The sequence below is a fragment of the Aromatoleum toluolicum genome, from assembly GCF_012911005.2.
Classification (GTDB): Bacteria; Pseudomonadota; Gammaproteobacteria; order Burkholderiales; family Rhodocyclaceae; genus Aromatoleum; species Aromatoleum toluolicum.
This window is the reverse complement of record NZ_WTVS01000115.1, coordinates 1-10,607: the sequence shown is the minus strand read 5'-3', so window position 1 is coordinate 10,607 and position 10,607 is coordinate 1. Positions and strand designations below refer to the sequence as shown.

The following is a 10,607-nucleotide window of genomic DNA, read 5'->3' as shown; positions in this document are numbered from 1 at the left end:
CACCCCGCTGCCGACGTCGCGCAACTCACCCCCCGTCTGTGGAAGCAGCACTTCGCGGCCAACCCCCTGCGATCCGATCTCTTCGAAATCTCGAAGTAGTCAAGGACGCTCGTCAGTTACCGCTTACCGCCTGCAACGGCGCGAGTTCTATCGCCTGCCCACGTCGCAGGCCGAACCGCTCGTCTGCGTGATCACCCACGTGCCCGAGGACGGCCGCCGGCAGGAGGTGCAGGTGCGGATCGTGGACATCAGCGGCGGCGGACTGGCAGTCCTCGTCCCGCCGAAGGAACTCCGCTTCGAACCCGGAACGGAATACAGCCAGTGCTTGCTCCGGCTACCCGACGGCAATCCCCTGCCCGTGCGACTGAAGGTCAGGAACCTTTTCGAGATCGAGAAGGCGAACGGCGTGAAGGTGCTGCGCGCCGGCTGCGAATTCATCGGCTTGTCGAACCAGGCGACCGCACGAATCCAGCGCTACATGTTCAAGCTCGAACGTGAGCGGCGAATGCACGACGAACACTGAATCCTGTGCTCGAAAACGAAGAAGCCGCCCTGGGGCGGCTTCTTCGTCCGTGCGCACGGAGCGCGGTCACACAGGCATGTTCATGATGTCCTGATACGCCGTGACGAGACGGTTGCGCACCTGCACCATCTGCTGGAACGACAGGTTGGCCTTCTGCAGGTTGACCATGACGTCCTGGAGATTGACGTTCGGATCACCAGCAGAAAAGTCCTGCGCCATGCCGCGGGCTTCCTGCTGCGCGGCGCTCACGTCCTTGAGCGCACCCTGCAGCACTTCGGCGAAATCGACGCCGCCTGCAGCCTGGTTGGCGGGGGCGGACGACTTCGCACCCGCCGCCTGGGCGGTGGCGCGCAATTCGCCGATCATCTGGTTGATTCCACGCGTATCCATACGCTCGACTCCAACACGGAGTATCCGTTGTCCTCAGTCTAGCAGAGCAATCGTCGTGCCAAAAGGATGTTGCCGGGTGTCGCCAATTCACGGGCGGCGGCTACCGCAACTCCATGCGCTACACCTCGTAGCCCTCGTCGCGGTACTGCTGCAGCTTGTAACGCAAGGTCCGTTCCGAAATTCCGAGCTTTTCGACGGCCCGTTTGCGCGATCCGCCGACTTCGCGCAGCGTCGAGAGAATGTGTTCGCGCTCGAGATCCTTCATGTTTGCCGGCCGCCCGCCGGCAGCGGGATCGGGCCGGATAGGGGACGAAACGGCAACACTTTCCGGCGGCACGGCAAAATTTGCCGCCACCGACACTGACACCGGCGCCGTTTCGGCCCGGTTTGGCCCGTCGGCACTCGGGGCCGCTTCCGCCGCGACCCAGTTCGGCAGGCACAGATGCACCGTCTCGGCCGTGATCGTGTCGCCGGCCGCAAGAATCAGCGCGCGCTGCATCGCGTTCTCGAGTTCGCGCACGTTGCCCGGCCAGGCATGGCGCACGAGCAGCTGTTCGGCTTCCGGGCTCAGCCGGGCGCTGCGCTTGAGGCGTTCGCCGTGGCGGGCGAGGAAATGGCGCGCGAGCGGCAGGATGTCGCGGGGGCGTTCGCGCAGCCCCGGGATCGCAAGCGGAAAGACATTGAGCCGGTAATACAGGTCTTCGCGGAAGCGGCCGGCGGCGACTTCCCGCGCCATGTCGCGGTTGCTCGTCGCCAACACGCGGATGTCGAGCTCGACCGGTTTCTTCCCGCCGACGCGCTCGACCTCCCGTTCCTGCAACACGCGCAGGAGCTTGGCCTGCAGCGCGAGCGGCATTTCGGAGATCTCGTCGAGCAGGATGGTGCCGTCCTGGGCCTGCTCGAACTTGCCCGGCTGCGCTGTCTGGGCGCCGGTGAACGCGCCCTTCTCGTACCCGAATAGCGTCGCTTCGAGCAGGTTCTCGGGGATGGCGGCGCAGTTGATCGCGACGAAAGCCCCCGCCTTGCGCGACGAGTGATCGTGGATGTAGCGCGCGAAGACTTCCTTGCCGGTGCCTGATTCGCCGGTGAGCAGCACCGTGGCGTCGGTGTCGGCGACTCGCGCGGCGAGCGCGAGAAGGTTGCGCGTGTGCGGGTCCTCGGCCACGGTGTCGTCGGCGCCCGGCGGCTGCGAGGCGTAGCGCCGCACATGTTCGAGCAGGACGTCGGGTTCGAACGGCTTCATGAGGAAGTCGCAGGCGCCGCCGCGCATCGCGGCAACGGCCTTGTCGACGTCACCGTAGGCGGTCATCAGCAGGACGGGAAGCTGGGGCAGGCGCGAGCGGATTTCGCCGAGGAGTTGCAGGCCGTCCATCGGCTGCATGCGCAGGTCGCTGACGACGAGATTGAATGCCTGACGGCCGAGCTCGGCGAGCGCGGCCGGTCCGCCATCGACGCCGGTGACGCGATGGCCGCCCATCTCCAGCGTGAGACACACGGCATCGCGCAGTGCGGCGTCGTCCTCGACGACGAGGATATTGATCTGTTCGATCATGCAGGTTCCTTCGGTGCGGGTGCACCGTCGCCCTCGTCGGGACACGGCAGCGGCAGGCTGAGGATGAACAAGGCGCCCTTGCCGGGGCTGGATTCGACGGCGATGTCCCCGCCGTGGGCGCGCGCCACGCCGCGTGCGATCGCGAGCCCCAGGCCGGTGCCGTCCGCGCGGGTGGTGAAGAAGGGGTCGAACAGGCGCGCCTGATGGGCCGGCTCGATGCCGCGGCCGTTGTCGCGGATGCGGAAGTGCACGGTGTCGCCTTCGCGTGTGGCGGACAGGTCCACCGCGCCGCCGGCCTCGGTGGCCTGGATGGCGTTTTCGAGCAGGTTCGTGATCGCACCGCCCAAGGCTTTGCGGTCGCCGAGCAGGGTCGCATCGCCGCAGTCGCAGGCGGACGAAAACCCGACCTGGCGCGCCCGCGCGAGCGGTTCGAGGGTATGCACGAGTTCTCCGGCAAGCTCGCAGATGCCGAAACGCAGACGGCCGACGCTGTCGCCGCGCGCAAAGAGCAGCATGTCGCGGATCAGGCGCTCGAGGTAGCGCATGCGCTCGATCGCGCGGTCGGCGACACGCGCCCGGTCGGCGGGGGCGAGCTCGGGTTGCTTGAGGTTGCCGGTATAGAGCAGCGCGGCGGCGAGCGGCGTGCGCAGCTGGTGGGCAAGTCCGGCGACCATCTCGCCCATCGCCGCCAGCCTTTCGTTGCGTTCGGCCTGCAGGCGCATGCGATGCGTGTCGGTGACGTCGTGCAGCAGGATGATGCGCCCTTCGCCGGATTCTAGCGCCGCCTCGGACAGCGAGACGCGGCGGGCGCCCGGCTCTTCGCCAACGCTCAGTTCGCCCGGCGTTTCGGTGGATTGCAGGAGGGCGGCAAGTTCGTCCCACGGACGGCCCGCGAGATCGCCGCCCAGCAGGCTCTCGGCCGCACTGTTGCACTGCCCGACACGGCCGGCGCGATCGAGCATCACGACGCCCGCGGGCAGAGCGCCGATCAGCACCGCGAGGCGTTCGGTGAGCTGCGCGACCTGCCCCTGCAGCGCGTTGTAGGCGGTCGACAGCTCCTCGGACGCACGCGCGAACATCTCGAACGCCTCGGCGAGCTGCGCCGCGTCGAGGCGCTGCCCCGCGCCGGGCGCGGCATTCGTGGCGGCAGGAGGCGTTTCAGCGGACATGGCGTGCAGGACCTGTTTTCACGGCTGGCAGATTAAGCCCCGATGCGTCCATGGTAACCGGCAAATAGGCGGCAAAAAATGCCGCTTTTCCGCTCGCGCGATTTGCACGCGCGGACGGACAATGCCGTCATCCGTAAAAGTGACGTGATCGAAGGACTCCACCATGGCCACCGCCGACACCGCCGTTGATCGGGGAACCCTGCCGCCGGCCCAGCAGGCGCTGCAGCGCTTCAATGAGCTGAGCCAGCGCCAGAGGCTCGCCGCCGGCGCCGCCGTGGCGATCGCCATCGCAATGCTGGTGGGGGTCTGGCTGTGGTCGCGGGCGCCCGACTACGCAGTGCTGTTCTCGAACTTTGACGAGCGCGACGGCGGCGCGATCGTCACCGCGCTGCAGCAGCAGAACGTTCCCTACAAGTTTTCGCCGGCCGGCAATGCGATCCTGATCCCGTCCGGGATGGTGCACGACGTGCGCCTGCGCCTTGCCGCCCAAGGCCTGCCCAAGGGCGGGCTCGTCGGCTTCGAGCTGATGGAGAACCAGAAGCTCGGCGTGTCGCAGTTCCACGAGCAGGTCAACTTCCAGCGCGCGCTCGAAGGCGAGCTGGCGCGCACCATCCAGGCGATCGCGTCGGTGTCCTCCGCGCGCGTGCATCTGGCGATTCCGAAGCAATCCGGGTTCCTGCGCGACGAGCAGAAGCCGACCGCCTCGGTGATGGTGAACCTGTACCCGGGACGAACGATGGATTCCGCCCAGGTCGCCGGCATCGTTCATCTGGTCGCATCGAGCGTGCCGCAGCTAGCCAACGACCACGTCAGCGTGATCGACCAGAATGGCACCCTGCTGACGAACCGCCCCGACCCGCTGCGCAACGCCGGCCTGGACGCGACGCAGCTCAACTACGTGCGCGAAGTCGAATCGGGCTACATCCGCCGCATCGAGACGATCCTCACGCCGATCATCGGCCAGGACAACTTCAAGGCACAGGTCACGGCGGACGTCGATTTCGACCAGGTCGAGGCCACCGCGGAGACCTTCAAGCCGAATCCCTCGCCCGACCAGGCGATCCGCAGCCAGCAGATCAACGAGCAGGGGCTGCGCGAGCCGGCCGCGCAAGGGGTGCCCGGTGCGCTGAGCAACCAGCCGCCCGTTCCCGCCACCGCCCCGATCACCTCGCCGCCGGTCGCGACCGGCGGCGCACCCGGCGGCCCGGCCGCGCCTGTCGCGGGCAATCGTGCGGCGACGATCAACTATGAGCTGGACCGCACGATCCAGCACACGAAACAGGCGCTCGGTCAGGTGAAGCGCCTGTCGGTCGCAGTCGTGGTGAACCACCGCAACGAAACGCTGCCAAATGGCGAGACGCGCCCGGAAGCGCTGTCGGACGATGAGATCGCGCGCATCACCAGTCTGGTACGCGAGGCGATGGGCTTCAACCCGGCACGCGGCGACAGCCTGAACGTATCGAGCGCGCCCTTCGCCGCCAGCCGCAGCGAGGCGCTGGCGCAGGTGCCGGTGTGGAAGGATCCGGAGATGGTCGACCTCGGCAAGGAAGTGCTGAAGTATGTCGTGATTCTCGTTGCGCTCGCCTTCGTGTATTTCGGCGTCGTGCGTCCGCTGCTGCGCACCGTGGCACCGCCGCCTCCGCCTGCCCCGGCCCCCGAGGAGGAAGACGAAGACGCCGTGGTGAGCCTGTCGCATCTGGAGCCCGCGAACACCTTCGATGGCAAGCTGGCCCGGGCGAAGGAACTCGCGACCTCCGACCCCCGCGTCGTCGCGAACCTGATCAAGGAATGGATGGGAGTCAATGAGGAAGGCAAGCGATGAGCTCAATCGATGAAGGCCTCGAGAAGAGCGCGATGCTGTTGCTCGCGCTCGGATCGGACGAGGCGGCGGAAGTCCTCAAGCTGCTCGGCCCGAAGGAAGTGCAGAAGCTCGGCATGGCGATGGCCAGCCTGCCTGCCCAGCAGCGCTCAAAGGTCGAGGAGGTGCTCGACGAGCTCGAGGCCCATCGCATCAAGGGCGCGCCGGTCGAAGCCGACGAAGAGCAGATCCGTGCGATGCTGACCAAGGCACTCGGCGACGAACGTGCCGGGCACATCATCGCACGCGTGCTGCAGGGCTCGGACACCGCGGGCATCGAGAGCCTGAAGTGGATGGATGCGGTGACCGCTGCGGACCTGATCAAGAACGAACACCCGCAGATCATCGCGACCATCCTCGTGCATCTGGAGTTCGACCAGGCGGGCGAAATCCTCAAGCAGTTCCCCGACCGTTTGCGCAACGACGTGATCCTGCGCATCGCGACGCTGGACGGCGTGCAGCCGGCGGCCCTCAAGGAACTCAACGAGGCGCTCGCACGCATGCTCGCGGGCGCCTCCACGGTCAAGAAGGCCTCGATGGGCGGCGTGCGCCACGCGGCCGAGATCCTCAACTTCGTCGGCGTGGCGGCGGAAACGGCTGTGCTCGACAACGTGCGCGAGTACGATCCCGACCTCGCCCAGAAGATCCTCGACGAGATGTTCGTGTTCGAGAACATCATGGACATCGACGACCGCGGCGTGCAGACGCTGCTGCGCGAGGTGCAGTCCGATTCGCTGGTCACGGCGCTCAAGGGTGCCGCGCCGGAACTGCGCGAGAAAATCTTCAAGAACATGTCCCAGCGCGCAGCCGACATGCTGCGCGAGGACCTCGAGGCAAAGGGCCCGGTACGCCTGTCCGAGGTCGAGGCGGAACAGAAGGAGATCCTCAAGGTGGTGCGTCGGCTCGCCGAGGAAGGCCAGATCGTGCTCGGCGGCAAGGGGTCCGAAGATGCCTTCGTATAAGCAGCCCGCCGGGCGGCACGAACCTTCCCGGAGCCGGCCATGAGCATCTCGCGCCATCAGGCGGTCGGCGCTTACCGTCGCTGGGAACCGCCGGCCTTCGGCGAAGCGGAGGAGCCGCTGCCCCAGCCCGCGGAAGCCGAGCCAGCCCCGCCTGCTCCGCCGGAGCCGACTGTCGAGGCGGCTCTGCCGTCCGAACCCCCGCCCGCGCCTCAGCCGGAAATCCAGCTGCCGACGGCGGCCGAGATCGAATCCATGTTCGACGACGCGCGCCGCGAAGGCTACGAGGTCGGCCTTGCGGAGGGGGCCGAGTTCGCACGCGAGCAGGCGAACCGCTTGGGCGGCCTGGCCGACGGACTCGATACGGCGCTGAAACAGCTCGATCAGGAGATCGCAGACGAAATTGTCACGCTGGCGATCGAGGTCGCACGCCAGATGGTCCGGCGCACCCTCGCCGAGAATCCTGAAGAGGCGCTCGTCGAAACCGTGCGCGCAGCACTGAACCAGCTGCCGCAGGCGCAAGTGCGCATCCACGTGCATCCGGACGACGTCGCGCTGATCCGCACCTACCTGGCAGAGCAGCCCACTCACCTGCACCACCAGATTATCGAGGACGAATCGGTGACGCGCGGCGGCTGCCGGCTGCAGGCACCCGCGAGCGAAATCGACGCGACGGTGGAGACCCGTTGGCGTCGGATCCTCGAAGGGCTCGGCCACCGTGGCATGAGTTGGGACGACGGCAAATGAGCACCACACGTGCGGCGGCGTGGACCGGCTACCTCGACGCCCATCGTCGCCAGCTCGCGAACGTGAATCCGTTCGAGATCTCGGGACGACTGACACGCATCAACGGCCTCGTCATGGAGGCCGCCGGGCTGCGGCTCCCGCTGGGTGCGGACTGCCGCATCCTCGCGAGTGGCGGCGCCACCGTCGAAGCGGAGGTGGTCGGCTTCAACGGCGACAAGCTCTACCTGATGCCGACCGACGACGTCTTCGGCCTCGCGCCGGGCGCCGCGGTCATGCCCGTCGAACCAGCCCCGCCGCGCATCGTCGTCGGCGCGCGGCCCGTACCCCGACGCCGCACCTCCGACCGCGCCAAGCACCTGCCGGTCGGCGAGCACATGCTGGGACGCGTCGTGGACGGAGCGGGGCGCCCGCTCGACGGCCTCGGCCCTCTCGATACGACGGAAAGCCGCTCGCTGCAGAGCCGCCCCTTCAACCCGCTAACGCGGGCGCCGATCAACACCGCGCTGGACGTCGGCATCCGCGCGATCAATGCGCTCCTCACCGTCGGGCGCGGGCAGCGCCTCGGCCTCTTCGCCGGCTCGGGCGTCGGCAAATCCGTGCTAATCGGCATGATGGCGCGCTATACCTCGGCCGACGTGATCGTGGTCGGACTGATCGGCGAGCGGGGCCGCGAGGTTAAGGAATTCATCGAACAGAACCTCGGCCCCGAGGGCCGCGCGCGCTCGGTCGTGGTCGCCGCGCCGGCCGACACCAGCCCGCTGATGCGCCTGCAGGGGGCCGCCTACGCGACGACGATCGCCGAATACTTCCGCGATCGCGGCAAGCAGGTGCTGCTGATCATGGACTCGCTCACGCGCTATGCCATGGCGCAGCGCGAGATCGCCCTCGCGATCGGCGAGCCGCCGGTGACGCGCGGTTATCCGCCGAGCGTGTTCGCGCGCCTGCCGGCCCTAGTCGAGCGCGCCGGTAACGGCCTCGAAGGCGGCGGCTCGATCACGGCTTTCTACACCGTGCTCGCGGAAGGCGACGACCAGCAGGACCCGATCGCCGACTCGGCGCGCGCCATTCTCGACGGCCACTTCGTGCTGTCGCGCGCGCTCGCCGACCAGGGGCACTACCCCGCGATCGACATCGAGCAGTCGATCTCGCGCGCGATGCACGGCCTCGTCAGCCCCGAGCATTTCGAACTCGTCCGGCACTTCAAGCAGCTGTTCTCGCGCTACCAGCGTTCGCGCGACCTGATCGCGGTTGGCGCATACCAGCCGGGCTCGGACCCCCTGCTCGACCGGGCGGTCGCCATGTACCCCAAACTCGAGGCGTTCCTGCAGCAAAGGATCGACGAGCAGGAAAGCTACCCCAATGCGATTGCGGGCCTCGGTACGCTATTCACCCCGGGATGAGCGTTGTCACGGGCCGAAGTGACGCCGCTCGTTTAGAATGCTTACAGTTTCACGTCGCCTACGGGCGCCTGTCGACTCCGACCGTTTCGCACCATGAGCAAATCCTTCCCTCTCAAGCCATTGCTGGAACTGAGCCAAACACGCATGGACGACGCGGCGCGCCGTCTGGGCGAACTCATTGCCAGCGAGCAAGAGGGCACGCGCAAACTGGAATTGCTGCAGAACTATCGCGACGAGTACGAATCGCGTTTTCATGAAGCGGCACGCAACGGCATCAGCCCCGACGAATGGCGCAACTTCAGCGCCTTCATCGGCCGCATCGACGAAGCCATTGCGGTGCAGAAGGCCAACGTCGAACGCTCGCGCCAGATGACCGTCGCCGGCCAGCACGCGTGGATGACCCAGCGCAACAAGGTCAAGGCCTTCGATACGCTGCAGAAACGCCACGACCTCGGCGAGGCGCGCAAGGAAGCCCGCCTCGAACAGCGACAGTCCGACGAGCACTCGGCCAAGCGCTACGCCAACCGCGAAGACAGCGACGAATCCTGAGTCGCCGTCCCCGTTCCAAACGCCTGGCATGCACCTTGCTGTATCCATGGCAGATACAGCCGTGAAAGGGAATCCACCATGTCGAATCAGGTCTTGACCAGCATGCTGCGCCTGAATGCGCCGTCTGCGCCGGCACAACCGCCGCAACGCGCGGCGGAGGAAAACCGGGCCAACGGAACCGGACTGAACGACGACAGTTTTTCCCGCACCCTCGACCGCCGCATGAACGCGGCCGAACGCTCGCCCGCCCGTCCGGAAAGGGAAAGGCCGCAGGAGCATGTCGCGCAGACAGCGGAACGCCCGCGCAGCGAAGCACGGAGCGAGACGCAACGCAGCGGGGAATCCGAGACGACGCGGAACGAGAACGACACCGCTGGCGCCGAAGCGAGCAGTGCCGAAGCGACTGGCGATAACGCCGGGTCGGACACCGCCACGGCGGAAGGCGGGGCGCAGGACGGCAATACGGGCCAGCCCGACACCGCGGCGGCGGATCCCGCCGCACAGGCGGCAAGCCTTGCCGCCCTGATGCCCGGCGTTGCCGCCTTGCCGGCCGACGATGTCGCCGCAGAAGGCGACTCCCTGCTGACGTCCGACGTGCTGCTCGATACGCCGAAGCACAAGTCTGGCGCCTTCACGCTCGGCCAGCTGATCGCGGAAGCCACCGCCCAGACCGGGTCGTCGGAGAAAGCCGGGCCGGACGCCGGGGGCGTTGCGGACGCAGTCGCCAAAGTGAAGGCCGACATTGCGGCCGGAGCCGCCCCCGCGGCCTTCGGCGCGCGCCTGCAAATGGCTGCGCAGCAGTCCGCGCTGCCTGCGCCCGGCCTCCAGGCGCTCGAACCCGACGCACAGGCTGCCGGCCTGCACGCCTCGGCCTTCGCGCCCGGCACCGCGCGCACGGAACAGACGCCGCCGCAGCTGCAGGTGCATACCCCGGCCGGCCAGCGCGCCTGGGCGGAGGACGTCGGCAACCGCATGATGTGGATGGTGGGGCGAAACGAATCCAGGGCGGAGCTCGTGCTCACGCCGGCCCATCTCGGCAAGCTCGAGGTATCGATCCAGATCAATGGCGACCAGACGACCGCGCATTTCGTCGCGGCGTCGGCGGCCGCGCGCGACGCGCTCGAGCAGGCGCTGCCGCGACTGCGCGAAGTCCTGCAGCAGGCGGGCATCAACCTCGGTGAGGCGAACGTCAGCACGCAGGGCGACCAGCGCGCGCAGCAGGATTCGGGGACCGGCGCCGGCCGCGGACGACGCGGCGCGACCGGAGCGGATCAGGCAGGCGAGAGCCGGACCGTTCCCCTCGCCCCCGCGACCTGGTCGCGCACCGGCCTGGGCATGGTCGACATCTTTGCCTGAGGATTTGAATTGGGGCCGGTCTTCCCCACTTTTCCGCAATTGGGCGACGCAATTTATCGCGGATAATTCAATTGTGGAAACAGGAGAACTACATGGCCAAGGCC

General features: G+C 67.6%; 10 protein-coding genes. 7 read left to right on the top strand and 3 right to left on the bottom strand.

The genetic code is table 11. The annotated features are described in order from the left end of the window. The first annotated feature begins 187 nt into the window (after nucleotides 1–187). Complete coding sequence (locus GPA27_RS26740; protein ID WP_256223131.1) at nucleotides 188–523, top strand: flagellar brake protein; 336 nt, start codon at nucleotides 188–190, stop codon at nucleotides 521–523. Between the two features lie 66 nt (nucleotides 524–589). Here the strand turns inward: GPA27_RS26740 and fliE are convergent, their stop codons facing one another. The 3 genes from fliE to GPA27_RS26725 all read right to left on the bottom strand — a co-directional run bounded on the left by fliE (nucleotide 590) and on the right by GPA27_RS26725 (nucleotide 3,634). After that, complete coding sequence (gene fliE, locus GPA27_RS26735; RefSeq protein ID WP_076604320.1) at nucleotides 590–913, bottom strand: flagellar hook-basal body complex protein FliE; 324 nt, start codon at nucleotides 911–913, stop codon at nucleotides 590–592. 118 nt (nucleotides 914–1,031) lie between these two features. After that, entirely contained in the window at nucleotides 1,032–2,465 is a 1,434-nt protein-coding gene (locus GPA27_RS26730) for a sigma-54-dependent transcriptional regulator (protein ID WP_169143466.1), read from the bottom strand. Beyond that, the gene (locus GPA27_RS26725) at nucleotides 2,462–3,634 is read right to left on the bottom strand and encodes a sensor histidine kinase (RefSeq protein WP_169143465.1); all 1,173 of its coding nucleotides are present in this window, start codon (nucleotides 3,632–3,634) and stop codon (nucleotides 2,462–2,464) included. Before GPA27_RS26725 ends, GPA27_RS26730 begins: the two co-directional genes overlap by 4 nt. Before the next feature lie 163 nt (nucleotides 3,635–3,797). On the opposite strand from GPA27_RS26725, the gene fliF reads away from it, so the two are divergent. From fliF to GPA27_RS26695, 6 genes are all read left to right on the top strand, one after another. Next, a complete protein-coding gene (gene fliF, locus GPA27_RS26720; RefSeq protein ID WP_169143464.1) occupies nucleotides 3,798–5,456 on the top strand; it encodes a flagellar basal-body MS-ring/collar protein FliF in 1,659 nt (552 codons plus the stop codon). Then, complete coding sequence (gene fliG / locus GPA27_RS26715) at nucleotides 5,453–6,454, top strand: flagellar motor switch protein FliG (protein ID WP_169143463.1); 1,002 nt, start codon at nucleotides 5,453–5,455, stop codon at nucleotides 6,452–6,454. Before fliF ends, fliG begins: the two co-directional genes overlap by 4 nt. 39 nt (nucleotides 6,455–6,493) lie before the next feature. Further along, entirely contained in the window at nucleotides 6,494–7,198 is a 705-nt protein-coding gene (locus tag GPA27_RS26710; protein ID WP_169143462.1) for a flagellar assembly protein FliH, read from the top strand. Continuing rightward, a complete protein-coding gene (gene fliI / locus GPA27_RS26705; protein WP_169143461.1) occupies nucleotides 7,195–8,598 on the top strand; it encodes a flagellar protein export ATPase FliI in 1,404 nt (467 codons plus the stop codon). Before GPA27_RS26710 ends, fliI begins: the two co-directional genes overlap by 4 nt. Nucleotides 8,599–8,691: 93 nt before the next feature. Further along, entirely contained in the window at nucleotides 8,692–9,147 is a 456-nt protein-coding gene (fliJ, locus tag GPA27_RS26700) for a flagellar export protein FliJ (RefSeq protein ID WP_169143460.1), read from the top strand. Nucleotides 9,148–9,225: 78 nt separating this feature from the next. Then, entirely contained in the window at nucleotides 9,226–10,503 is a 1,278-nt protein-coding gene (locus tag GPA27_RS26695; protein ID WP_169143459.1) for a flagellar hook-length control protein FliK, read from the top strand. The last annotated feature ends 104 nt before the right edge of the window (nucleotides 10,504–10,607 follow it).

What these genes read in the sequence shown, in the direction of transcription:
- fliE (WP_076604320.1), bottom strand. Translation starts at nt 913, where the DNA reads ATGGATACGCGTGGAATCAACCAGATGATCGGCGAATTGCGCGCCACC.
- GPA27_RS26730 (WP_169143466.1), bottom strand. Translation starts at nt 2,465, where the DNA reads ATGATCGAACAGATCAATATCCTCGTCGTCGAGGACGACGCCGCACTG.
- GPA27_RS26725 (WP_169143465.1), bottom strand. Translation starts at nt 3,634, where the DNA reads ATGTCCGCTGAAACGCCTCCTGCCGCCACGAATGCCGCGCCCGGCGCG.
- fliF (WP_169143464.1), top strand. Translation starts at nt 3,798, where the DNA reads ATGGCCACCGCCGACACCGCCGTTGATCGGGGAACCCTGCCGCCGGCC.
- fliG (WP_169143463.1), top strand. Translation starts at nt 5,453, where the DNA reads ATGAGCTCAATCGATGAAGGCCTCGAGAAGAGCGCGATGCTGTTGCTC.
- GPA27_RS26710 (WP_169143462.1), top strand. Translation starts at nt 6,494, where the DNA reads ATGAGCATCTCGCGCCATCAGGCGGTCGGCGCTTACCGTCGCTGGGAA.
- fliI (WP_169143461.1), top strand. Translation starts at nt 7,195, where the DNA reads ATGAGCACCACACGTGCGGCGGCGTGGACCGGCTACCTCGACGCCCAT.
- fliJ (WP_169143460.1), top strand. Translation starts at nt 8,692, where the DNA reads ATGAGCAAATCCTTCCCTCTCAAGCCATTGCTGGAACTGAGCCAAACA.
- GPA27_RS26695 (WP_169143459.1), top strand. Translation starts at nt 9,226, where the DNA reads ATGTCGAATCAGGTCTTGACCAGCATGCTGCGCCTGAATGCGCCGTCT.